Origin of the sequence: Micromonospora sp. WMMD712 (genome assembly GCF_029581295.1) — a bacterium.
GTDB lineage: Bacteria > Actinomycetota > Actinomycetes > Mycobacteriales > Micromonosporaceae > Micromonospora > Micromonospora carbonacea.
Map to the genome: position 1 here is coordinate 1,458,798 of NZ_CP120743.1, position 22,387 is coordinate 1,481,184.

Annotated in this window: 22 protein-coding genes; 10 read left to right on the top strand and 12 right to left on the bottom strand. The window is 74.8% G+C overall.

Features of this window, described 5'->3' with window-relative positions; all coding sequences use genetic code 11:
• Window positions 1–77 precede the first annotated feature (77 nt).
• The gene (locus O7633_RS05965) at window positions 78–866 is read left to right on the top strand and encodes an IclR family transcriptional regulator (RefSeq protein ID WP_282326632.1); all 789 of its coding nucleotides are present in this window, start codon (window positions 78–80) and stop codon (window positions 864–866) included.
• A gap of 1 nt (window position 867) precedes the next feature.
• Window positions 868–1,725, top strand: a complete 858-nt coding sequence (locus O7633_RS05970; RefSeq protein ID WP_282326633.1) for a fumarylacetoacetate hydrolase family protein — start codon at window positions 868–870, stop codon at window positions 1,723–1,725.
• Window positions 1,726–1,783: 58 nt separating this feature from the next.
• Here O7633_RS05970 and O7633_RS05975 read toward each other — a convergent pair whose 3' ends face one another.
• From O7633_RS05975 to O7633_RS06020, 10 genes are all read right to left on the bottom strand, one after another.
• Window positions 1,784–2,566: a hypothetical protein gene (locus O7633_RS05975; protein ID WP_282326634.1), complete on the bottom strand. Its 783-nt coding sequence runs from the start codon at window positions 2,564–2,566 to the stop codon at window positions 1,784–1,786.
• Window positions 2,567–2,616: 50 nt separating this feature from the next.
• Window positions 2,617–3,549, bottom strand: a complete 933-nt coding sequence (locus tag O7633_RS05980; RefSeq protein ID WP_282326635.1) for an alcohol dehydrogenase catalytic domain-containing protein — start codon at window positions 3,547–3,549, stop codon at window positions 2,617–2,619.
• A 3-nt stretch (window positions 3,550–3,552) separates the two neighbouring features.
• On the bottom strand, window positions 3,553–4,482 hold the full coding sequence (locus O7633_RS05985) for an NAD(P)-dependent oxidoreductase (protein ID WP_282326637.1): 930 nt from the start codon (window positions 4,480–4,482) through the stop codon (window positions 3,553–3,555).
• Between the two features lie 48 nt (window positions 4,483–4,530).
• Window positions 4,531–5,328 carry an SDR family oxidoreductase gene (locus O7633_RS05990; protein WP_282326639.1) on the bottom strand — a complete coding sequence of 266 codons (798 nt, stop codon included), beginning with the start codon at window positions 5,326–5,328 and terminating at the stop codon, window positions 4,531–4,533.
• 47 nt (window positions 5,329–5,375) lie between these two features.
• Complete coding sequence (locus O7633_RS05995; RefSeq protein WP_282326640.1) at window positions 5,376–6,968, bottom strand: ABC transporter substrate-binding protein; 1,593 nt, start codon at window positions 6,966–6,968, stop codon at window positions 5,376–5,378.
• Between the two features lie 79 nt (window positions 6,969–7,047).
• Complete coding sequence (locus O7633_RS06000) at window positions 7,048–8,040, bottom strand: ABC transporter ATP-binding protein (RefSeq protein ID WP_282326641.1); 993 nt, start codon at window positions 8,038–8,040, stop codon at window positions 7,048–7,050.
• Window positions 8,037–9,068: an ABC transporter ATP-binding protein gene (locus tag O7633_RS06005; RefSeq protein ID WP_282326646.1), complete on the bottom strand. Its 1,032-nt coding sequence runs from the start codon at window positions 9,066–9,068 to the stop codon at window positions 8,037–8,039. Before O7633_RS06005 ends, O7633_RS06000 begins: the two co-directional genes overlap by 4 nt.
• Window positions 9,065–9,955 carry an ABC transporter permease gene (locus tag O7633_RS06010; RefSeq protein WP_282326648.1) on the bottom strand — a complete coding sequence of 297 codons (891 nt, stop codon included), beginning with the start codon at window positions 9,953–9,955 and terminating at the stop codon, window positions 9,065–9,067. Before O7633_RS06010 ends, O7633_RS06005 begins: the two co-directional genes overlap by 4 nt.
• On the bottom strand, window positions 9,952–10,932 hold the full coding sequence (locus tag O7633_RS06015; RefSeq protein ID WP_141723664.1) for an ABC transporter permease: 981 nt from the start codon (window positions 10,930–10,932) through the stop codon (window positions 9,952–9,954). The genes O7633_RS06010 and O7633_RS06015 overlap by 4 nt, the downstream gene beginning before the upstream one ends.
• Window positions 10,929–13,640: an alpha-L-rhamnosidase gene (locus tag O7633_RS06020; RefSeq protein ID WP_282326650.1), complete on the bottom strand. Its 2,712-nt coding sequence runs from the start codon at window positions 13,638–13,640 to the stop codon at window positions 10,929–10,931. Before O7633_RS06020 ends, O7633_RS06015 begins: the two co-directional genes overlap by 4 nt.
• A 301-nt stretch (window positions 13,641–13,941) precedes the next feature.
• Here O7633_RS06020 and O7633_RS06025 point away from each other — a divergent pair, with 301 nt between their 5' ends.
• Entirely contained in the window at window positions 13,942–14,313 is a 372-nt protein-coding gene (locus O7633_RS06025; RefSeq protein WP_074473490.1) for a metalloregulator ArsR/SmtB family transcription factor, read from the top strand.
• A gap of 67 nt (window positions 14,314–14,380) precedes the next feature.
• On the opposite strand, the gene O7633_RS06030 is transcribed toward O7633_RS06025, so the two are convergent.
• Both O7633_RS06030 and O7633_RS06035 read right to left on the bottom strand, forming a co-directional pair.
• Complete coding sequence (locus O7633_RS06030; RefSeq protein WP_282326651.1) at window positions 14,381–15,760, bottom strand: hypothetical protein; 1,380 nt, start codon at window positions 15,758–15,760, stop codon at window positions 14,381–14,383.
• Window positions 15,757–16,806 carry an NAD-dependent epimerase/dehydratase family protein gene (locus O7633_RS06035; protein ID WP_074473109.1) on the bottom strand — a complete coding sequence of 350 codons (1,050 nt, stop codon included), beginning with the start codon at window positions 16,804–16,806 and terminating at the stop codon, window positions 15,757–15,759. The genes O7633_RS06030 and O7633_RS06035 overlap by 4 nt, the downstream gene beginning before the upstream one ends.
• 154 nt (window positions 16,807–16,960) lie before the next feature.
• On the opposite strand from O7633_RS06035, the gene O7633_RS06040 reads away from it, so the two are divergent.
• Genes O7633_RS06040 through O7633_RS06070 form a run of 7 tightly spaced genes read left to right on the top strand, consistent with a single transcriptional unit; the run spans window position 16,961 to window position 22,365 of the window.
• A complete protein-coding gene (locus O7633_RS06040) occupies window positions 16,961–17,620 on the top strand; it encodes a glycosyltransferase family 2 protein (RefSeq protein WP_282326652.1) in 660 nt (219 codons plus the stop codon).
• The gene (locus tag O7633_RS06045; protein WP_282326653.1) at window positions 17,617–18,294 is read left to right on the top strand and encodes a TIGR04282 family arsenosugar biosynthesis glycosyltransferase; all 678 of its coding nucleotides are present in this window, start codon (window positions 17,617–17,619) and stop codon (window positions 18,292–18,294) included. The genes O7633_RS06040 and O7633_RS06045 overlap by 4 nt, the downstream gene beginning before the upstream one ends.
• The gene (locus O7633_RS06050) at window positions 18,291–18,932 is read left to right on the top strand and encodes a class I SAM-dependent methyltransferase (protein WP_282326654.1); all 642 of its coding nucleotides are present in this window, start codon (window positions 18,291–18,293) and stop codon (window positions 18,930–18,932) included. Before O7633_RS06045 ends, O7633_RS06050 begins: the two co-directional genes overlap by 4 nt.
• The gene (locus tag O7633_RS06055; RefSeq protein WP_282326655.1) at window positions 18,929–20,143 is read left to right on the top strand and encodes a molybdopterin-dependent oxidoreductase; all 1,215 of its coding nucleotides are present in this window, start codon (window positions 18,929–18,931) and stop codon (window positions 20,141–20,143) included. Before O7633_RS06050 ends, O7633_RS06055 begins: the two co-directional genes overlap by 4 nt.
• Window positions 20,140–20,631 carry a hypothetical protein gene (locus O7633_RS06060; RefSeq protein ID WP_282326656.1) on the top strand — a complete coding sequence of 164 codons (492 nt, stop codon included), beginning with the start codon at window positions 20,140–20,142 and terminating at the stop codon, window positions 20,629–20,631. The genes O7633_RS06055 and O7633_RS06060 overlap by 4 nt, the downstream gene beginning before the upstream one ends.
• Before the next feature lie 10 nt (window positions 20,632–20,641).
• Window positions 20,642–21,352: a response regulator transcription factor gene (locus O7633_RS06065; RefSeq protein ID WP_278135993.1), complete on the top strand. Its 711-nt coding sequence runs from the start codon at window positions 20,642–20,644 to the stop codon at window positions 21,350–21,352.
• Window positions 21,349–22,365 (top strand): HAMP domain-containing sensor histidine kinase, encoded by a 1,017-nt coding sequence (locus O7633_RS06070; protein ID WP_278135994.1) that lies wholly within the window; start codon window positions 21,349–21,351, stop codon window positions 22,363–22,365. Before O7633_RS06065 ends, O7633_RS06070 begins: the two co-directional genes overlap by 4 nt.
• The last annotated feature ends 22 nt before the right edge of the window (window positions 22,366–22,387 follow it).

The window sequence follows — 22,387 nt, forward strand, 5'->3', positions numbered from 1 at the left end:
TGGCCCACGGGCGACGACGAGGTTGTATGGTACCAGTATCAGAACCACGGTTCATCTACATGAACAGGGCCGTTCCTATGAGCACTCTCGTCAAGTCGGCAGACCGCACGCTGGCGATCCTCGACCTGCTGACCGAGCACCGTGACGGGTTGACCCTGACCGAGGTCCAGCGCCGCCTGGAGTTCCCCAAGAGCAGCACCTACGTGCTGCTCATGACGATGACGGCCCGGGGCTTCCTCGAACAGGACCCCGACACCCGCCGGTTCCGCATCGGCATCCGGCTGTGGCAGGCCGGCCAGAGCTACGTCGCGATCAACGACCTGGAGAAGGTCGCGCTGCCGTACATGGAGACCCTCCGGGACACGCTGAACGAGACGGTCCAGCTCGCCACCCTCGACGGCACCGACAACGTCTACATCGCCAAGGTCGATCCGGATCACCACCTGCGCCTCGCCTCCCGGGTCGGCGTGCGCCTGCCGGCGTACGCGACCGGCATCGGCAAGGCACTGCTCAGCCAGCTCGACGAGGACGACCTGCGGGACCGCTTCGCCGACACGGAGTTCGTCCGGTACACGCCGCAGACCGTCACCTCGCTCCCCGAGCTCCTCGCCGCCGTCCGGCAGGCCCGCACGCACGGGTACGCGATCGACAACTGCGAGTACACCCCGGGCGTCTTCTGCGTCGCCGCCCCGCTGCACGGCCTGCGGGCCACCACCCGGGCCGCCGTCAGCGTCTCCATTCCCGAGGTCCGCAAGACACCCGAACTCATCCGGCGCACCATCGACACGCTCTGCTCCACGGCCCACCAGCTCTCGCTGCGCCTGGGCTACCGGGACGGCGCCGCACCCACGACACGAAGGGACTGACATGGAGTTGTTCCGCTTCGGCGCTCCCGGCAAGGAACGCCCGGCCGTGCGCCACGAGGGCCGGGAGTACGACCTCACCGGGCTGACCGCCGACCTGGACGGTTCCTTCTTCGAGACCGACGGCATCGAGCGGGCGGCCGCCGCCCTCGCCGCCGGCACGCTCGACCCGGTCGACACGGCCGGGCAGCGGATCGGCGCACCGATCGCGCGCCCGCCCGCCGTGGTGTGCATCGGCATGAACTACGCGGCCCACGCCACGGAGTCCGGCGCCGCACCGCCGCAGTACCCGGTGGTCTTCCTCAAGCACCCCGGCTGCGTGGTCGGCCCCGACGACGACGTCGTCCTGCCGCTCGGGTCGACGAAGACCGACTGGGAGGTCGAGCTCGCCGTCGTCATGAAGCGCACGCCGCGCCACCTCACCGACCCGGCCGACGCCCTGGACTACGTGGCCGGCTACGCGCTCGCCAACGACCTGTCCGAGCGCGCCTTCCAGATCGAGGTCTCCGGCGGTCAGTGGTCCAAGGGCAAGTGCGCGGAGACGTTCAACCCGCTCGGGCCGGTGCTGCGCCCGGCGAGCGAGCTCGACCCCGGCCGGCTGCGGCTGCGGTCCTGGGTCAACGGTGAGCCCCGGCAGGACTCCAGCACCGCCGACATGATCTTCTCGGTGCCCGAGCTGATCGTCCACCTCAGCCAGCACATGTTGCTGATGCCGGGCGACGTCGTCAACACCGGCACCCCGGAGGGCGTCGCGCTGTCCGGCCGGTTCCCCTACCTCAGCGTCGGCGACGTCGTGGCCCTGGAGATCGAGGGCCTGGGCCGGCAGGAGCAGACCGTCGTCGGGCACCGGGCGGCCGGCTGACCCCGTCGCTTCCCGCTGTCCGGCCGGGCCGGACAGCGGGAAGCACACCCCGGGCACGTCACCGCCCGGGCGGCTCGGCGACCAGCCCGTCCGGGTACGCGGTGAGCTGGTCGGCGTCGTAGAGGGTCAGCGGCACGTCGGCGACCCGGCGCACCCGCTCGTGCGCCGCCATGGCCTCGTAGATGTTCTCGCAGATCCCGATCGGGTGGTCGGAGTCCAGGTTGCGGCGGGTGAAGTAGGCGTCGGTGACGGTGACGACGCCGACGGTGCTGTCGATCTCGACGGCCATCGAGGCGCGGTGGTGCGACCCGGTCCACCAGGTACGGATGCCGGGCACGACCTCGTCCTCGTCGGCGAGCAGCCGGACCCGGTCCCACGCCTCGTGGGTGAGGTGGTGCAGCACCTCCGGCGACAGGGAGGACCAGCGGTCGTCGTGCGGGTGCTTCGTCGTCCGGTGGAAGTGGGTCCACCCCCGCTCGGTCAGGCAGATCTGCGCGCGGGGGAAGAACGGCACGTTCGACGTGGTGTAGAGCTGCAACGGGGTGAGCAGGACGTGCGTGACGTCCTCGGGGGCGAGGCCGTGGGCGGCCAGCTGGTCGGGCAGCCACTGCCCGGGGGCCCGCCGCAGGGCGGCCCGCTCGCCGAGGAAGGTGGCCCACCGCGCGTTCATCGGGCCCAGATCCCGGGCCGGGCCGGTGCTCACCAGCGCGTTGACGCCCGGGCCCTGGATCAGGACCGCCTGGAAGGCGAGCCGGTACCAGCGGTCCCAGTCCGACATCCAGTACACCTCGGGCCCCGGCACGTCACCGTCACCGAGATGAAGTAGCCGCACGCCGTACATGGCGTTCCTCCTTTCCTTGGGGTCGGCCGGCAGGGGTCGTCGCCGCGCCGTCACGGCCGCAGCACCGCCTTGACCACGTCCTGGCGGCCCCGCATCAGCTCGGTGAAGATGGTGGCCCCGTCGGCGAGGTCGAACGGTGAGGTCCAGTCCAGCGCGACCGTCTCCGCGAGGGCGACCGCGTGGGCGAACTCGGCACCCGTGTAGCAGTACGAGCCCACGACGTGCTTCTCCTCCCGGACGATCTGCTGCCCGTCGAAGCCGGCGTCGCCGCTGAGCAGGCCCACCCAGACGGCCGTGCCGCCCGGACGCAGGCGCTGCACCGACAGCCGGTGGGTGACCGCGGCGCCCACCGCGTCGATGATCACGTCGAACTCGCCGGTCAGGGTCGGGCCGACGGCCGCCGCGCCGAGGCGCTCGGCCACCGCCAGGCGGGCCTCGGACAGGTCGCAGACCGTCACCTCGTCCGAGTGCTGACGGGCGACGAGCAGCGAGACCAGGCCGATCGTGCCGGCGCCCAGGACCGCGATCCGCGCGCCCTCGGCCGGGCGGGCCAGGTTCAGGGCGTGCACGGCGTTCGCCAGCGGCTCGATCATCGCGGCCGTCTCGAACGACATCGTGGGCGCCAGCGGGTGCAACGCGTGCTCGGGCACCGCCACGTGCTCGGCGAACGCGCCGGGCCGGTGGATGCCGAGGATCTGCCGGCGGCGGCACAACTGCTCGCGGCCGAGGCCACACAGGTCGCAGGCGCCGCAGCTCAGCAGCGGGTTCACCGTGACCCGACGCCCGTCGCTCGTGGTGCCGGAGAACTCGTGTCCCATGATCAGCGGCGGGCTGCGGAAGTGGGAGTCGCCGATGCCGTGCAGCTCGCTGCCGCAGATGCCGACGGCGCGGACGGCGACGACGACCTCACCGTCGGACGGCACGGGCGGCGCGACGTCGAGCAGTTCCACCGTGTTCGGCCGGGTGAAGACGAGGGCGCGCACCGGTCAGCCCGCCGTGGTCAGCAGGTCGCGCAGGATCTCGGCGGCCCGCCGCTGCAACTGCGGCAGCGACACCGTCGACAGGTACGCGAGGTGGGGGGTCACCAGGGCCCGCGGGTGCCCGGCCAGCTTCGCGGACGTCTGCTCGGGTGGCTCGCTGGCCAGCACGTCGAGCGAGGCGAAGCCCAGCGTGCCGGCGTCGAGCGCCGCCAGCAGGTCGGTCTCGACCACGAGGGCGCCCCGGGCCGTGTTGACCAGGTGGCCGTCGGCCCCGAGCGCGTCGAGCACCGCGCGGTCGACGATCCCGCGCGTCTGTGGCGTCGCGGGCACGTGCAGGGTGAGGTGGTTGACCGCGGCGGCGAGCCCGACCAGCGTCGGGTGCGCCGTGACGCCGGCGGGCACGTCGGAGACGAACGGGTCCCACACGTGCACCGGGAAGCCCAGGGCGAGGGCCCGCGAGGCGACCTCGCGGCCGATGCGGCCGAAGCCGGCGACGCCGACGGGGTCCTGCCCGGGCGGCAGCGCGGGGGCGATGCCCGCGGTGGTCCACCCCACGGCGGCGCACGACCGGCTGGCCGTGGTGAGCCGGCGGTTGTGCGCGTAGACGGCCGCCATGCTGTGGTCGGCGACCTCCGCCAGACAGTAGTCGTCGACGTTGCGCACCTCGACCCCCCGCCGGGCGGCGGCGGCCAGGTCGATGTTGTCCAGGCCGATGCCGTAGCGCACGACGGCACGCAGCCGGGGCAGCCCGGCCAGCACCCGGTCGGTGATGGGCGCCCACTGCACCAGCAGCCCGTCGGCGTCGCCGGCGACGTCGAGGACGGCGTCCTCGGTCCTGGCGTCGAACCGGCTGACCGCGAAGTCGCCGGCCAGCACGGCTCGTTCGATCGAGCCGTCCCCCAGGTTGGTGTCGGTGATGACGATGTTGGTGGTCACTGTCGTTCCTCGAATCACTAGTCGATGCGCCCCGCGGGGCGGGCGGTGCTACCGGGAGCCGGCGAAGGACGAGTCGTCCCCGAGCCCTTCGGGCCCCATGGCGAGGTAGCCGCCGTCCACCGGCAGTTCGGTGCCGGTGATGAAGCTGGCGTCGGAGGAGCACAGGAAGGCGATGGCGCGGGCCACCTCCACCGGCTCCCCGAGGCGGCGCAGCAGGTGGAACCGGCCCCAGACCGGCTCCCAGGCGGCCCGGTCGCCGCCCGCCGCCCGGGCGACCTCGGGGGTCCAGATCCAGCCGGGGCTCACCACGTTGACGCGGATGCCGTCGGGGGCGAGGTCCATCGCCATGCACCTGGTCAGCGTGACGATCGCGGCCTTCGTCGTGTTGTACGTCCACCGGGACCGCTGGGCGACGTGCGCCGAGATGCTGGCGGTGTTGACGACCGCCGCGCCCGGGGCGCGGGCCAGCAGGGGGTGGGCCGCCTGCACGACGTTGCTGATGCCCTGCACGTTGACCCGCAGCACGTGGTCCCAGTCGTCGCCGGTCACGTCGAGGCCACGGGCCAGGAACGTCGCGGCGCAGTTGACCACGAGGTCGAGGCGTCCGTGCCCCGCCGCCACACCGGCGATCACGTCCTGCACCGCGGCCCGCTCGGCGACGTCGACGACGGCGGCGGTCGCGGCACCCCCGGCGGCCTCGATCGCGGCGACCGTGGCGGACAGACCGGCCGGGTCGATGTCCATCGCGACCACGTGCACGCCGCGGGCGGCCAACTCCTGCGCCGTCGCGGCCCCGATGCCCGAGGCCGCCCCGGTGACGGCGCCGACCCGACCGATCCACTCCATGTGCTGTTCCCTTCCTCAGGCCGCCGGTCGCGTGACCGGCGGCGGCGTCAGTTCGTGACCCAGGCGTTGGCGAAGGTGGGCACGCTGTAGCGCAGCCGGCTCGGCTCGTCGTAGTCGGCGCTGCGCATCCGCTTCGACCAGATGAAGCCGATCGGCGCGCTGGTCGTCCACACCCAGGGCAGTTGGGTGGTCAGCACGGTGTCCGCCTCGTTCCACAGCTGCTTGCGCTTGGCCGGGTCGGACTCGGCGCGCGCCGCGGTCACCCGGGCGTCGAACGTCGCGTCGGTGAACCCGCCGGTGTTCAGGTCGCCACCGGAGTACAGGAACCGGTAGGGCAGCAGGTCCGGCGTCAGGAAGCCGGCCATGGTCCAGCAGATCGCCTGGTACTTCTTGCCGAAGAAGGCGGCCACCCACGCCGAGTAGTCCAGCGCGTCGAGCTTGACGTCGAAGCCGGCCGCCTTGAGCTGCGCGACGATGACGTCCGTGGCCGGGCGGATGGTGTTGCACGTGTAGGAGAAGCTCGGCTTCCGGCCCGTTGCCGTCTCGTACTCCTTGACCAGCGCCTTGGCTCCGGCCAGGTCGAAGCCCGGGTCGGCGGCCGTGCCGTGGAAGGCGTTCCCCTCGGGGAACAGGCTGACCGCCGGCTTGCCGAAGCCCTCGGTGGTCAGGTCGACGATCTCCTGCCGGTTGAGCGCCTTGGACACCGCCTGCCGCAGCCGCAGGTCGTCGAACGGCGGCTGGGTCAGGTTGAGGATGACGGCGTCCTGGTCGCCGCCCACCCCCTGGACGAAGTTGACCTGGCTGTCGGCCTTGGCCGTCTGCATCAGGGTGGGGTTGACCGTCGACATCAGGTCGATGTCACCCGCCTGCAACGCCTGGTAGGCGCTCTGCGGGTCGGCGATCGTCTTGATGACGACCTGGTCCAGGTAGACCTGCCGGTCCTTGTTCCAGTAGTTCGGGTTACGCACCAGCTCGACCGGCTTGCCGGGCGACCAGGACTTCAGCTTGAACGGTCCGACGCCGGCCGCGTGGGCCGTGTAGTCGTCGCCGTACTGCTTGAGGGCGGTGGGCGAGGCGATGTAGCCCGCGGTGCCGGAGCCGTCGTAGGCGAAGGCGTACGGCAGGCTGGCGAACGGTTCCTTCAGGCGCAGCAGCACGGTGGTCTCGTCGGGGGCCTCCACCGACTTGACCGACGACAGCAGCGCCGCGGCCGTGGAGCCCTTGGCCATGCCGCGCTCCAGGTTGAACTTCACCGCCTCGGCGTTGAAGGGCGTGCCGTCGCTGAACTGGACCCCGGTGGGCAGGGTCATCGTCCAGGTCAACTTGTCCGGGCTCGCGGTCAGCGACTTGGCGAGATTGGGCTGCGGCTGGTCGCCGAGCTTGGGAACGACCATGAGGGTGTCGTAGATCGACGAGCCGACCAGCGCCATCGCGTTGGCGGATCCCTTGCTGGGGTCGAGGGTCGTCACCTCGACCGCCAGGGCGACCGTCAGCGTCCCGCCGGCCCGGGGCGCGCTGTCGCCACCGGTGTCGCCGGTGCCGGCCTTCGTCGTGCAACTGGTCAGGGCCACCGCCAGCAGGGGGGTCAGCAGCAGGGCTGTCGCCCGGCCGAGGCGGCGGCGGGCTGGGGGAAAAGGCATGTCGGGGCCTTTCGGATGACGGGTTCGGGGGTGGTGGAACCGTGTCGCGGCGAGCCGGCCGGGCAGCCCGGAGGCGGGGTCAGACCGTGCTGGACGGCTGCGCCGCGACACGCGGGGTGGTCGACGGGAAGGGATGGACGCAGGCCACCTCGTGCCGCGGCGCGATCTGCCGCAGCGGAGGCGGCGACGTGGTGCAGGCGGTGGTCACCGACGGGCACAGCGTGGCGAACCGGCAGCCGGCCAGCTGGCGGCCGTCGACGTCCTCGGCGCCCGGGGTGGGCTGGACCCGGGGCGCCCGGGCGGCGGCCAGGTCCAGGGAGGGTACGGAGTCCTGCAACATGACGGAGTAGGGGTGGCGCGGGTCGTGCGCGATGTCGAGGGCGGCGCCCTGTTCCACCACCCGGCCGGCGTACATCACCGCCGTGCGGTCGCACAGCGACGCGACGACGCCCAGGTCGTGCGAGATGAACAGCATGGCCAGCCCCTGCTCGGCGCGCAGCTCGGCCAGCAGTTCCAGGATCTGGGCCTGGATCGAGACGTCCAGCGCGGAGACCGGCTCGTCGCAGACGAGGATCTCGGGGCGCAGGATGGTGGCGCGGGCGATCGCCGCGCGCTGGCACTGGCCGCCGGAGACCTCCCGGGGCCGGCGGTGGGCCAGTTGTTCGGTGATGCCCACCCGGTCCAGTTCGGCGAGGGCACGCCGACGCCGCTCGGCGGGGGTGCCGTGCCCGTGCACCCGCAACGGCTCGGCGACCGAGTCGAGCAGGGACCGCTTCGGGTTGAACGACGCCGCCGGGTTCTGGAAGATCGCCTGTACGGACCTGCGCAGCCGGCGGTCGTGCCGCCGCACCGGCTCGCCGTGCAGGAGCAGGGCGCCGCCGCTGAGCGGGACGAGGCCCAGCATGGCCCGGGCGGTGGTGGACTTGCCGCAGCCGGACTCGCCGACCAGGCCGAGGATCTCGCCCCGGTGCAGTTGCACCGATACCTGCGAGACGGCCTCGACCGAGCCGGTGCCGTAGCGGACCGAGCCGTCCCTGAGCTCGAACACCGGGGCGCTTCGCTCGGCGGTCACTCCGTCACCTCCCTGTCCTGGCGCGGCGCGACCGCCGCGTCGACCGCCGGTTCGCCCGGGTGCCAGCAGGCGAACTCGTGCCCGGCCCCCGCCGCCCGCGCCGTCATCGGCGGCTGCGCCGTGCGGCACCGGTCGGACGCGAAGCCGCAGCGGGGCGCGAACCGGCAGCCGGGCGGCGGGTCCAGCAGGTTCGGCGGCAGCCCCGGAATCGGCCTGGGCAGGACCTGCCGTGCCACGTCCGCCTGCGGGATCGCGGCCATGAGGGCGCTGGTGTAACGCATGCCGGGGCGGGCGAAGACGTCGGCCACGGGACCGCGCTCGGCGATCCGGCCGGCGTACATCACCGCCACCCGGTCGGTGTGCCGACCCACCACGCCCAGGTCGTGGCTCACCATGACCAGCCCGATGCCGAACTCCCGGCACAGGGCGTCGAACAGGTCGAGGATGCGGGCCTGCACGGTGACGTCCAGGGCGGTCGTGGGCTCGTCCGCGAAGATCAGCTTGGGTCGACCGGCGACGGCCATGGCGATCGCCACCCGCTGCCGCATCCCACCGGACAGCTCGTGGGCCCGGGACCGGGCCCGCTGCGCCGCCAGCGGGATGCCCACCGTCTCGAGCAGTTCGACGGCCCGGGTGGCGGCCTGCCGGCGGGTCACCCGGGGATCGCGCCGCACCGCCTCGGCGATCTGCTCGCCGATCGGGGTGATGGGGTGCAGGGCGCTGAGCGGATCCTGGAACACCATGGCGACCTCCCGGCCCCACAGGGCGCGGCGACGGCGCTCGCTCAGGTCGAGCACGGCGTGGCCGGCGAGCCGGACCTGGCCGGTGACCCGGGCGGCCCTGGTGCGGGTGAGGCCCATCGCGGTACGCGCCAGGACGCTCTTGCCCGAGCCGGACTCACCGACGATCCCCAGCCGCTCGCCGAAGCCGAGGTCGAGGCTGACCTGGTCGACGGCGCGCACCGGCCCGGCCGGGGTCGGGAACTCCACCACGAGGTCACGGATGCTCAGCAGGGCGTCCCCGGTCATCGCGCACCGCCCGTCACGGCGTCCGCCCCGGACAGGAACCGGTCGGCGAGCAGGTTCAGGCTGAGGATCGTCAGCAGCATGAACACCGCCGGCACCACGATCAGCAACGGGTCGTTCGCGATGAAGGACCGGCCAAGATTGATCATGCTTCCCCACGAGGGTTGGGGCGAGGGCACGCCCAGGCCCAGAAAGCTCAGACCGCCCTCGATGAGGATCGCGGTGCCGATGCTGACCAGCGCGTACGACAGCACGGCGGTGCGGATGTTCGGCAGCACGTCCCGCCAGAGGATGGACCGGGCCGGGGTGCCGATCACCAGGCTGGCCTCCACGTACTCGCGGCCGGCCACCGCCAGGGTCTGCGCCTTGGCCAGCCGGACGAACACCGGTGTCATCGGCACGGTGATCGCGATCAGCACGTTGGTGATCGAGGCCCCGAGGAACGACGCCAGGGCGAGGGCGAGGATGAGACCCGGGAAGGCCAGGATCACGTCCACCACGAACGAGACGACCGCGTCGAACCGGCCGCGCAGGTAGCCCGCCAGCATGCCCAGCGGCACCCCGACGAATGCGGCGGCGGCGACCGACCCGAAGCCGATGAACAGGGAGACCCGCGCCCCGGACAGCGCCCGGGCGAGCAGGTCGCGCCCGTAGTTGTCCGTGCCGAGCAGGTGCGCGGCGGACGGCCCGCTCAACCGGTCGGTGGCCGCCATCTGCTGGTCGTCGAGGCCGAGCACGGTCGGCAGCAGCAGCATCGACAGGACCAGCAGCACCAGCCAGGCCATGGACAGCAGGTCGGTCACCCGCCACCGCCGGCCGGACCGCGCGGGGGTCTTCGGCGTGGCCGGGGCGGCGGTGGCCGGTGCCGTGGGTGCGACGTCGAGGCTCATCGGGTCACCGCCTTGCTCCGCGCCCGCAGCCGCGGGTCGATCAGCCCGTAGATCAGGTCGACCGCCGCGTTGATCAGCACGAACGCGGCGGCGATCACCAGCACCAGGCCCTGCACCTCCGCGTAGTCGCGGGCGCTGACCGAGTGGGCGAGTTCGGCGCCGAGCCCGGGCAGGCTGAACAGGGTCTCCACGATCACGTCCGAGCCGATCAGCACCCCCACGGTGACGCCGACGGAGGTGGTGAGGTTGAGCAGGCTCGGCCGGAAGGCGTGCCGCATGGCGGCGCGGAGCGGCGAGATGCCCTTGGCCCGGGCGACCTGCATGAACTCCTGGCCGTACGTCTCGACCAGGTCGGCGCGCAGCACGCGCTGGTAGAGCGCGAACGGTGCGGCGGCCAGCGTGAGCGAGGGCAGCAGCAGGGAGCCGAGGTGCTGGCCGATCCCCGCGCTGACCGGGACGTAGCCGTTCGCCGGGTAGAGCCCGAGCTGGACCGCGAACACCCAGATCAGGACGAATCCGACGACGAAGTTGGGCGTCGACAGGACGGTGAAGACCCACAGGCTCATCCCCCGGTCGACGGCCGAGCCACGCCGGGCGGCGGCCGCCACGGCGGCGGGGATCGCGGCGGCGATCGCGATGAGCTGGCTGAGCACGATCAGCTCGATCGTGACCGGGGCCCGCTCGGCGATGATCTGGGCGACCGTCTGGTTGGTCGCGTAGGACCGGCCGAGGTCACCCTGCACCGCGTTGCCGAGCCAGCCGAGGAAGCGTTCCAGGAACGGCCGGTCCAGCCCGAGCTGCTCGTGCAGCGCGGCCACCGCCTGCGGCGACGCGGACTCGCCGAGGATCGCCTGGGCGGGGTCGCCGGGCAGCAGGCTGAGGCTGAGGAAGCAGAGCAGCGACACCACGAACAGCACCGCCGCGAGCCGGACGAGCTTCAGCAGCACGGTGCGGGCCAGCGGCCACCCGGGGGTCACGGCGCGACCAGCCCGTGCACGGCGACGGTGTGCCGGCCGGGGCCGAGCCGCAGCTCGGTGCCGCCGACGCCGCCCTGGCCGGCCGCGACGAGCCGGGCGCCCGCCGGTGCCCGGACGGTGGCGTACGCGGTCGCGGGGATCCGCAGCTCGTGCTCTACCACGTCGCCCGCCCAGCGCCACGCGCTGCCGATCGGGCCCGCCGGGCTGTCGTAGGCGGCGCGGGCCCAGCCGAGCGCGGCGGAGTACGCGGCCCGCACCGTGATCTCCCCGGTCCAGGTGGTCTCGGTGGCGTCGATGCCGGCGACGTGCTCGAACAGGAACCGGCCCACGGCACCGAGCGCGCAGTGGTTGAAGGAGTTCATCTCGGCCGTGGCGAGGGTGCCGTCGGGGCGGATGCCGTCCCACTTCTCCCAGATCGTGGTCGCGCCCTGGTCGACCATGTACAGCCAGCTCGGCATCTGCCTGCGCAGCAGGAGTTCGAGCGCGAAGTCCGCGTGCCCGTGGGCGCAGAGCACGGGCAGGACGTGCTCCACGCCGTGGATGCCGGTGGTGACGTGGCCGACCCGTTCGATCCCCGCGCGCAACCGGTCCGCCGCCTCCTGGGCCTCGGCACCGGTGAGCAGCCCGTATCCGACCGCCTGCGCGTACGCGGCCTGGGTCGCGTCCGCGACGCCGCCGGTCGCGAGCGGGAACGCGGCACGGTACGCGGCGCGGATCTCCGCCGCCCGGTCCGCCAGCCGGGCCGCCTCCCGGTCCCTGCCCAGCCAGGCCGCGATCTGGGCGAGCTGGACGAAGGAGCGGTAGCTGTGGGCGGTGTCGACGATGGCGGTCGGGGTGGTCGAGTAGGCGCCGGTGTAGGCGTAGCCCGGGTGCAGCTCCAGGCCGTCGCGTTCCGGCAGCGACAGCCAGTCACCGAAGTCGGCTCCGACCTCGTTGACCCGCAGCCCGGCCGGGTTGGCCCGGTCGACGTGGTCGAGGAAGCGGACCATCGACGCGAACAGCCGCTCGGCGGTCGGCAGGTCCCCGTACCGCTGCACGAGCAGGTGGACGAGGCGGACGAAGCCGTCGGACCAGCCGGGCGCCCCGGGCCGCATGCTGGCGGGAGGGATCGCCGGGGCGTAGTTGCGGATCTCCCCGTCGGGGCCCTGGGTGTCCGCCGCGTCCCGGGCGAACTTCGCCAGGAAGGCGGACACGTCGAAGTGGTACGCGGCGGTCGGCGCGATCGCCCCCGCGTCCCCCAGCCAGCCGAGGCGTTCGTCGCGCTGGGGACAGTCGGTGGCCACTTCGAGGAAGTTGTCACGGACGGTCCACGCGACGTTGGCCGCGAGGCGGGTCAGGTGCTCGTCGGAGCAGGAGAACTCGCCGACCGGGCTGGGCAGTCCGGTGACGGAGACCGCCTCGATCGAGGTGTCGGGCAGCAGGGTGAAGTTGTGGTGCGGCAGTTGGCTGGGCAGGCCCCAGACCTCCGCGTAGCGGAACCCGTGCATGGTGAACGACGTGGCGAGCTGGTGCGGCCCGGCGTCGGGCACCACGAAGCGGTCCTCCTGGAAGGCCCCGCGCAGGTTGTCGCGGTAGACGAGCTGCTCGGGGGTCAGGATCTCGCCGTGACGCACGATCAACTCGACCGACGGCAGGCATCTCGTGGTGAGCTTCGTCCAACCGACCAGGTTCTGCCCGAAGTCGAAGACGGCCGGGCCCCGGGCGTGTTCGTGCACGAGCCGGCCGCTGTGCACCTGGTAGGTCGTGATCGGGTCGTGGGGCTGCGGTTCGACCGGGGGCGTGACCCCGGCGAAGGGTTCGGCCGGCGCCCACCCGGTGTCGTCGAAGCCGGCCAGCCGCCAGCCGGGCGGCTCCTGCCGCAGGTCCTGGGACTCACCGCGCAGCAGGTCCGTCGCCTGCAGGGCCCCGTGCCCGGCGCGCCAGCCGGCGCCGGTCGAGGCGACCGGCCTGCCGTCGATCTCGAGCTGGGCCAGCAGCGCCGGCCGGTCGCCGTAGAAGCCGGGCTCGCGCAGCAGTCCGAGGCGTCCGGCGTACCAGCCGTTGGCCAGGACGGCCGCCAGGGTGTTGCGGCCCGGACGCAGTGCCGCCCCGCAGTCGAAGGTCTGGTGGTAGACCCGGGTGCGGTAGTCGGTCCAGCCGGGGCGGTACAGCGCGTCGGCGGTCAGCTCGACGCCGTTGAGCCACAGCCGGTACAGCCCGAGCGCGCTCGCGTAGACCCGGGCGGCGCCCACCTCGTCGACGTCGAACTCGTGCCGCAGGTACGGGCAGGGGTCCCAGCTCTCCCGCCGGTAGGTCGGCACGGGTGCGCTGATCCAGGTGGCCGACCAGTCCCCCGGGGCGGTCAGCCCGACCTCGAAGGCCGCCGTCGCGCTGCTGACCGGGCGGCCGGAGCGGTCGGTGGCGGTGACCCGCCAGTAGCGGCGGTCGCGCGAGGCCAGGGGCGGGCCCGCGTACACCGTCCAGGGCCGGGCGCAGGTGGTGGCCCAGGCGAGGTCCCTGTCCGACTCGACCGCCTGCCGGGAGGCCGCCACGGATACCTGGAACCCGCGCTCCGGATCGATCTCCGCGCCGCCCGGCACCGACCAGGACAGGTGGGGTGCCGTGCCGGGCACGCCGAGTGGCGCGACCCGCCCACCGACCCGCATCCCGCGCGGCCCGCACCCCGGCTCGGCGGTCATCGCGCGCCGGCCGATGTCGGTTGTTGGCACCGATTGTTTACAGGGATTTTGCACACGCCCGGCATCGTCTGCCAGGCCGCGCTCGACTGTCAAGGATAAGAACATAAGTTCATATACATGAACCTCTCGCCCCGCTCCTCGCTGACCAGCGCATTCCCCGAACTCCACCGGAACGTCGTCCGCGCTCCGCGACCGGACAGGAGGCGCCTCCACCGTCCGACCGACCCGGCCACCCTTGGTCGCCGGCCTGTCCGGCCCGGCGTCACCCCGCAGGCTGGTGGCGACACCCGAGTTCCGGATCCACCGCCCGATCGATGGCGTCGGTGCGACGATGAGGGGCGTGGCAACTCCGAGAACCGCCCCGCCCGCCGTCTCGCCGCTCACCGGCGAGCCGATCAAGCGCGCCGACGCCGAGCGGCTCGCGGGGGTGCTGAAGGCGATCGCCGACCCGGCCCGGCTGCGGCTGCTCAGCCTGATCCAGTCTTCCCCCGAAGGCGAGGCGTCCGTCAGCGACCTCACCGCGCCGCTCGGGCTCTCCCAGCCGACCGTGAGCCACCACCTCCGGATCCTCACCGAGGCCGGCCTGCTCGAACGCGAGAAGCGGGGCGTCTGGGCGTACTACCGGCTGGTGCCGTCCGCGATCGCGGCCATCGCCGACCTGTTGACCCCGCCCCGCAAGCGGGCGACGCGCAAGACCCGCTGACCGCCGGCCGGGCCCCCGTGCGCCCGGCCACCGGGGGCGACCTGGCAGACCGCCGCCCCCGGCGCGCCTACCAGCCCGTCAGCAGCAGGTGGTTGACCGTCAGGGCCGCCCCCGCCTGCACGGCGAGCCACGTGCGGCGGTCGGCGGGCGGGATCAGCGCCGCCCCGGCCATCAGCCAGGCGGTGAACGGCAGCCAGATGCGTTCGACCTCGGCCTTGCTGTAGCCGGACAGGTCCGCGGCGACGATCGCCGCCGTGGCGGCGAGGGGCAGCAGCCAGGCGGCGTGCTCCGCACCCGGTCGCCGCAGCGCGACGGCCCGCCAGCCGGCCAGCACCGCGCGGCGCAGCAGCACGGCCGCCGCCGGGCCGGCGGCGGCGACCACGAGCGCCAGGTTGGCCCAGACCCAGTAGCCGTACGCGCGATCGGCGGCGATGCCCTGGTAGTAGCGCTCGACGACGAGATGGTAGCCGGTGGGCCACCAGAAGCCGGCGGCCGTGAACGCGGCCACGACCGGTGCCGCCCCGGCGAACGCCCAGCCCACGGTGGGCCGGTGCCGGCCCGCCAGCACGACGACCGCCAGGGCGACCGGGGCCATCAGGACGAGCCCGTAGGAGAGGTAGCAGCCGAACGCCAGCACCGCGCCACCGGCGACCGCGCCCACGGCACGCCCCCGGGTGACGCCGTGCGCCAGCAGGGCGACGCCGGTGGCGGTCACCCCGGCGAACAGCCCGTCGGCCGACACCCCGGACCAGACCACGCCGGGGAACAGCGCCGCGAACGGCAGCACGGCACGGGCCGCCGCACCGCTGCCGAGCAGCCGTACGGTGTGCGGCACGGCGACGGCGACGAGCGCCCCGGCCAGGATGCACAGCAGGCCGGCCCAACCGCCGCCGCCCAGCCCGGCCCGGTCGAGCCAGACGAAGACGAGCAGCGCCCCCGGCGGGTGACCGGACACGTGGGTGGTCCAGGAATCCGGCTGGAAGTCGAGGATCCGGGTGGTGAACTCCCCCAGCATGGCCGGGACGTCGGTGACGCCGGGCACCTCGTGCAGGTACTCGTGGACGGTGGTGAGCCGGCCGGCGACGCCGCGCCGCCAGCCGTCGACCAGGGCGAGCGACAGCGTCCAGGCCACGGCGGTGGCGTAGGACAGCGCCAGCAGCGGCCGCCAGGGCAGCCGGGCGGCCAGCGCCGGTCCCCGCCAGCACACCAGCGCGGCCAGCAGCAGCGCCGCCGGCGTGCCGGGGCCGACGTGCGGCAGCCAGTGCGCCGACAGCGGCGCCGCGCTGGCGTACACCGGGCGGCCCAGCGCGTACAGCACGCCGCCGGTGACGGCGGCCGCCGCGAACAGGCCGAGTGCCGCGGCGGCGGCGATCAGGTCGGCCCGCGGCGGACGCCGCCCCCGCTGCGTCGAGGGGGACGGCACCGCGCCCGGCAGCCGGACCCTCATCCGCGCAGCGGCGCGTGGGCGAACTCCGCGATCCCGGCGGCGAGCCCCACGGCGGCCCGGAACCCGAGCTCGGCCTCGGCCCGGGCGGGCGAGGCGACCACGTGCCGCACGTCGCCGAGCCGGAACTCGCCGGTGACCACGGGCGGGGGCCCGCCGGCGGCCCGCGCCAGCTCCGCGGCCAGCTCGCCGACGGTGGCCGGGCGACCGGAGGCGACGTTGTACGCGCGCCAGCCGGTGCGCGTGCCGGTCGCCGCCAGCGCGGCGAGGTTGGCCGCCGCCACGTCGCGCACGTGCACGAAGTCGCGGCGCTGGCCGCCGTCCTCGAACACCCGCGGCGCCCGCCCGGCCTCCAGCGCGGAGCGGAAGATCGCCGCGACCCCGCTGTACGGCGTGTCGCGGGGCATCCCGGGCCCGTAGACGTTGTGGTACCGCAGCGCCACGACGCTGCCGCCGGTCTGCCGGGCCCAGGCCGCGGTGAGGTGCTCCTGGGCGACCTTCGTGGCGGCGTACACGCTGCGCGGATCCAGCGGGGCCTCCTCGTCGACCAGTCCCGGCGTGACGGCGAGGCCGCAGCTCGGGCAGCCCGGCTCGAAGCGGCCGGCGGCCAGGTCGGCGACGCCGCGCGGCGCGGGGCGGACCGGGCCGTGCCCGGCGCAGGCGTACGCGCCCTCGCCGTAGACGACCATGGAGCTGGCGAGCACGAGCCGGTGCACCCCCGCGCGGGCCATCGCGGCGAGCAGGACGGCGGTGCCGAGGTCGTTGCAGCCGACGTACTCGGGCAGGTCGTCCAGGTCGACGCCGAGGCCCACCATGGCCGCCTGGTGGACCACCGCGTCGACGCCGGCCAGGGCGTCGGCGACGGCGGGCCGGTCCCGCAGGTCGAGCCGGACGAGCGGGGCCCCCGCCACGGTGTCCGGCAGCGGCAGGCGGTGCGCGCCGGGATGGCCGGCGTCCACGACGGTCACCCGGTGGCCGGCGTCGTGCAGGGCGGTCACGACGTGGGTTCCGATGAATCCGGCGCCGCCGGTAACGAGTACGTGAGTCACGGCGCCGACGGTAGAGCCGGGACGCGGCCGTCCACACCGGCGACGGCCCGTCGTCAGCGGTTCGTAAGAAACTCCGGCCCGGGTCACCGTTCCGTAAGACTCTGTCACCGCCAGGTAAGGATTTCCGGGCGGATCGCGTCCTAGCGTCCGCGGCATGACCGATGTGGTTCTTCCCTGCCGCAACGAGGCGCCGGCCCTGCCCGGCCTGCTCGCCCGGATGCCGGCCGGCTACCGGCCGATCGTGGTGGACAACGGCTCGACCGACGGCTCGGCGGAGGTGGCCCGCGCCTGCGGCGCCGAGGTGATCAGCGTGGCCGAGCCCGGATACGGCGCCGCCGTGCACGCCGGGGTCCTGGCGGCCGACCCCGGCGACGGCGTGGTGTGCGTGCTGGACGCCGACGGGTCCTTCGACCCGGCGCAACTGCCCCGGCTCGCCGACCCCGTCCGGGCCGGCGAGGCGCACCTGGGCACCGGACGTCGCCGCCCCACCGCGCGGGGCGTGTGGCCCCTGCACGCCCGGGTCGCCAACGCGGTCCTCGCCCACCGGCTGCGCCGCACGACCGGCCTCGACCTCCACGACATCGGGCCGATCCGGGCCGTGCGCCGCGCCGACCTGCTGGCGCTGGGGCTGCGCGACCGCCGGTTCGGCTACCCGCTGGAGCTGCTGATCGAGGCGGGCCGGGCCGGCTGGCGGGTGGTCGAGGTCGACGTCGACTACCACCCCCGGGCGGCCGGCACCCGCTCGAAGGTGACCGGCACGGTGCTCGGCACCGCCCGCGCCGTGCGGGACATGAGCGCGGTGCTGGCCCGGTGAGCGCCCCTGGAGTCCTGGTGCTGGCCAAGACGCCGCAACCCGGCCGGGTGAAGACGCGGCTCTGTCCGCCCTGCACCCCCGAACAGGCCGCCCGGGTCGCCGCGGCCGCCCTGGCCGACACCCTCGACACCGTCGCCGCGGCCACGGCCGGCGCGCGGATCCTGGTCGTCGACGGCGACCACCCGGCCCCGGCGGGCTGGCAGCGGCTCGCCCAGCGCGGCGGCCCCCTCGGCGACCGCATCGCCAACGCGTTCGCCGACGCCCGCCCGGTCACCGACGGACGCGGGGCGGCTGCGGCGACCCTGCTGATCGGCATGGACACCCCGCAGCTCACCGCCGCACACCTCGACACCGCCGTGGGGCTGCTCGACACGGCGGACGGGCCGGACGCGGTGCTCGGGCCGGCCGACGACGGCGGCTGGTGGGCGCTGGGCCTGCGCGCGCCCGGCCACGCCGAGGCCCTGCGCGCGATCCCCACCTCCACGGCGCGCACCGGGCGGCTCACCCTGGCCGCGCTGCGCCGCCGCGGCCTGCGGGTCCACCTGCTGCCCCGGCTGCGCGACGTGGACACCGCGGCCGACGCGCACGCCGTGGCCGCCCGGTGCCCGGCGGGCAGCCGGTTCGCCGTCGCCGTCGACGTCGACGTGCCGTCCCGCGCGGCGGTCGGCCGGTGACCGCCGTCGCGGTCTTCGACGCCGTGTTCGACCGGGCCGCGTCGGGAGTCACCGCCGCGTTCACGGCCCGGCACCCGGGCGGCGGCGAGCTGCGGTTCGACCCGGCCGTCTGGTGCCGGGACGCGACCGCCGGCGACTCGACGCTGCTCGCCCGCTGCACCGGCGCCACCCTCGACGTCGGCTGCGGGCCCGGCCGGCTCACCGGCGCGCTGATCGACGCCGGCCGTCCGGCCCTCGGCATCGACATCAGCGCCGCCGCGGTCCGCCTGGCCCGCAGCCGCGGCGCGGTCGCGCTGCAACGCGACGTCTTCGACCCGGTGCCGGGGACCGGCCGCTGGCAGCACCTGCTGCTCGCCGACGGCAACGTCGGCATCGGCGGGGACCCGCACCGGCTGCTGCGCCGCTGCCGCCGGTTGCTGGCGGCCGACGGCCGGCTGCACGCCGAGGTCGCGCCACCCGGCACGCCCGCGTGGTCCGGTGCCGCCGTGGTGCAGGCCCCCGGCGGCGTCGGCAGCACGTTGAGCTGGGCCTGCGTGCCCCTCGACGGCCTGCCCGCGCTGGCCGGGACCACGGCGCTGCGCATCCTGGACACCTGGACGGCGGCGGGCCGCTGGTTCGCCACCCTGGTCCCCGCGTGAGCGGCCCTCCGGCGGTCCTGCGGCGGCTCGCCCGCTGGTTGTCGACGCCGCTGCCGACGCCGCCCACGGCACTGCGGCGCGGACCGCTGCGCGCCGGCGCGTTCCCGTCCCGGCTGCGGTCGACCCGGCTGACCAGCCAGCTCGGCGTCGCCCTCGGCGTGGCGTTCGCCGTCTGCTTCCTCACCGGGCTGCTCAGCCACCTGATCCAGCACCCGCCGGGCTGGTTCGGGTGGCCGGCCCGCCCGGTGGGGCTCTACCGGTTCACCCAGGGCCTGCACGTGGCGACCGGGCTCGCCACGGTGCCGCTGCTCGGCGGCAAGCTGTGGTCGGCCTACCCGCGCCTGTTCGCCTGGCCGCCGGTCCGCTCGGTCGCCCACGCGCTCGACCGCGCCAGCGTCGGCGTCCTGGTCGCCGCCGCGCTGTTCCAGGTGATCGGCGGCGTCCTCAACGTCTCCCGCTGGTACGCGCCGATGCCGTTCTTCTTCACCGCCGGCCACTACTGGGTGGCGTGGCTGGCGGTCGGCGCGCTGCTGGTGCACGTCGGCGTACGACTGCCGACCGTGCGGGCCGCGCTCGCCCGGCCCGCCGCGGAGCCGCCGTCGGGCCGGCTGACCCGGCGCGGTCTGCTCGGCGGCGTCGCCGCCGCGGCCGGGCTGGTCACCCTGGCCACGGTCGGGCAGACCGTCCGGCCGCTGGCGGGCCTGGCGGTGCTCGCCCCCCGCCGGCCCGACGTGGGGCCGCAGGGGCTCCCGGTCAACCGGACCGCCGACGCCGCCGGGGTACGCGCCCGCGCGCTCGACCCGTCCTACCGGCTGGCGGTCGTCGGCCCCGCCGGTCGGGCCGACCTGGACCTCGCCGCTCTGCACGCCCTCGCGCAGCACACCGCCGACCTGCCGATCGCCTGCGTGGAGGGGTGGAGCGCCGGCGGGCGGTGGACCGGGGTGCGGCTGCGCGACCTGGTGGCCCTCGTGGGCGGCGACCCGGACCGGGCGGGCGTCCTCGTCGAGTCGCTGGAGATCGCCGGCCGCTACCGCACGTCGACCGTCGCGCCGGCCCACGTCCGCGACCCGCTGACGCTGATCGCCCTGCGGCTGGACGGCGAGCCCCTGCACCCCGACCACGGCTACCCGGCGCGGTTGATCGCCCCGAACCGGCCCGGCGTGCTCCAGACCAAGTGGGTCGGGAGCATCACCGTGCGGGGCGGGCGGTGAGGGTCCGGGCGGCGCTCGTCGCCGCCGGCGTCCTGCTGATGGGGTACGCCGTCGTGGGCGGCAGCGCCGACCCCGACCTGAAGCCGGCCGGCGTGCTGCTCTTCCTGGCCGGTGTGCTGGCCGGTCACGACCTCGTCTGGATGGCCGCGCTGCTGGCCGTCGGCGCGGCGGTCGCCCGGTTCGTGCCGCGCCGGCACCGGCCCGTGGCGCGCGCCGCCGCCATCAGCGCCGCCGCGCTCACCGTCGTGGCGGCGCCGCTGGTCCTCGGCTTCGGCAGGCGCCCGGACAACCCCTCGGTGCTGCCCCTGCCCTACGGCCGCAACCTCGCCGTCGTCCTGCTCGTCGTCGCCGGCGCGACGCTGGCGGCGTGCCTGGCGGCGGACCTGCGTCGCCGGTCGACGGCGGGCCGCGGGCGGGGCCGGTCGACGGCGGGCCGTAAGGGATCCGAAAGACCCGGCGGTGGCGGCCCGCCGGCGGCCGGTGGGTAGCGTGGCCGGGATGGGACATCGGGTGCTGGTGGTCGACGACGACCCCACGGTCAGCGACGTCGTGCGGCGCTACCTGGAACAGGACGGCTGCGAGGTCCGGCTGGCCGCCGACGGCGCCGACGGCCTCGCGGCGATCGCCACCCACCGGCCCGATCTCGTGGTGCTCGACCTGATGATGCCCGGCATCGACGGCCTGGAGGTGTGCCGCCGGATCCGCAGGCAGCTGCCGGACCTCCCGGTGATCATGCTCACCGCCCTCGGCGAGGAGGCCGACCGCGTCCTAGGGCTGGAGGTCGGCGCCGACGACTACGTGACCAAGCCGTTCTCCCCCCGGGAGCTCGTCCTGCGGATCCGTTCGGTGCTGCGCCGCGCCAGCGGGCCCGCCACCGGCCCGGCCGACCGCACCCGGCTCGTCGACGCCGAGCTGACCGTCGACACCGCCCGCCGCGTCGCCGAGCGCGACGGCGCGCCGCTGGCGCTGACCGTCCGGGAGTTCGAGCTGCTGGCCTTCCTCCTGCGCCACCCCGGGCGCGCGTGGTCCCGCGCCGAGCTCCTGGACCGGGTGTGGGGCTGGCAGTTCGGCGACCAGTCGACGGTGACCGTCCACGTCCGCCGGCTGCGCGAGAAGATCGAGAACGACCCGGCCGAACCGCGCCGCATCCGCACCATCTGGGGCGTCGGCTACCGCTACGACCCGCTCGACGGGGAACCCCCGCGGTGACCGACACGCTGCTCATCGGGCTCTACGCCCTGGTCGCCGGAGGCGTCGTCGGGCTGGCCGGCGCCGGGGCGCTGCGACTGCTGCGCGGCCGGTCGATCCTCGTGCACGTGCTGGTGCTGCTCATCGTCACCGTGCTGGCCGTGGTCGTCGGCGTCGCCACGGTCGCCCAGGCGATGTTCCTGTCCCCGCACGACCTGTGGGTCGTCCTCGTCACCGTGAGCGCCTCCGCGGTGATCAGCCTCGCCGTCGGCGCGGTCTTCGGCAGCCGGCTGGCCGCCTCCGCCGTCTGGGCGCAGGCGGCCCGGGACCGGGAACGCCGGCTGGAGGCCGGGCGGCGCGAACTCGTCGCCTGGGTGTCCCACGACCTGCGTACCCCGCTCGCCGGGCTGCGGGCGATGGCCGAGGCCCTGGAGGACCGCATCATCGACGACCCGGCCACCGTCGACGAATACCACCGACGCATCCGGGTCGAGACCGACCGGATGACCCAGCTCGTCGACGACCTGTTCGAGCTGTCCCGGATCAACGCGGGGGCACTGCGGCTCGCGCCCACCACCGTGCCGCTGCGCGACGTGGTGTCCGACGCGATCGCCGGCGTCGCCCCGCTCGCCGCCCGCCGCCGGATCCACCTCGTCGCCGCCGACAGCGGCTGGCCCCTCGTCCGCGCCGGCGAACGCGAGCTCGCCCGCGTCGTCAGCAACCTGCTGATCAACTCCGTCCGGTACACCCCCGAGGACGGCACCGTGCACATCGCCGCCGGCCACGAGCGCGACGCCGTGTGGCTCGCCGTCTCCGACACCTGCGGCGGCATCCCCGAGGAGGACCTGGACCGCGTCTTCGACGTCGCCTTCCGCGGCGAACGCGCCCGCACCCCGGGGGCGGCCGGATCCGGTGGCGGCGGAGGTCTCGGCCTGGCGATCGTGCGCGGCCTCGTCGAGGCACACGGGGGCCGGGTCGACGTGCGCAACACCGGCCGCGGCTGTCAGTTCGAGGTGCGGCTGCCCGCGGCCTGACCCGCCTGCCCCGGTGCCGCGC

What these genes read in the sequence shown, in the direction of transcription:
- O7633_RS05965 (WP_282326632.1), top strand. Translation starts at nt 78, where the DNA reads ATGAGCACTCTCGTCAAGTCGGCAGACCGCACGCTGGCGATCCTCGAC.
- O7633_RS05970 (WP_282326633.1), top strand. Translation starts at nt 868, where the DNA reads ATGGAGTTGTTCCGCTTCGGCGCTCCCGGCAAGGAACGCCCGGCCGTG.
- O7633_RS05975 (WP_282326634.1), bottom strand. Translation starts at nt 2,566, where the DNA reads ATGTACGGCGTGCGGCTACTTCATCTCGGTGACGGTGACGTGCCGGGG.
- O7633_RS05990 (WP_282326639.1), bottom strand. Translation starts at nt 5,328, where the DNA reads ATGGAGTGGATCGGTCGGGTCGGCGCCGTCACCGGGGCGGCCTCGGGC.
- O7633_RS05995 (WP_282326640.1), bottom strand. Translation starts at nt 6,968, where the DNA reads ATGCCTTTTCCCCCAGCCCGCCGCCGCCTCGGCCGGGCGACAGCCCTG.
- O7633_RS06005 (WP_282326646.1), bottom strand. Translation starts at nt 9,068, where the DNA reads ATGACCGGGGACGCCCTGCTGAGCATCCGTGACCTCGTGGTGGAGTTC.
- O7633_RS06010 (WP_282326648.1), bottom strand. Translation starts at nt 9,955, where the DNA reads ATGAGCCTCGACGTCGCACCCACGGCACCGGCCACCGCCGCCCCGGCC.
- O7633_RS06025 (WP_074473490.1), top strand. Translation starts at nt 13,942, where the DNA reads ATGAGGGGCGTGGCAACTCCGAGAACCGCCCCGCCCGCCGTCTCGCCG.
- O7633_RS06030 (WP_282326651.1), bottom strand. Translation starts at nt 15,760, where the DNA reads ATGAGGGTCCGGCTGCCGGGCGCGGTGCCGTCCCCCTCGACGCAGCGG.
- O7633_RS06040 (WP_282326652.1), top strand. Translation starts at nt 16,961, where the DNA reads ATGACCGATGTGGTTCTTCCCTGCCGCAACGAGGCGCCGGCCCTGCCC.
- O7633_RS06065 (WP_278135993.1), top strand. Translation starts at nt 20,642, where the DNA reads ATGGGACATCGGGTGCTGGTGGTCGACGACGACCCCACGGTCAGCGAC.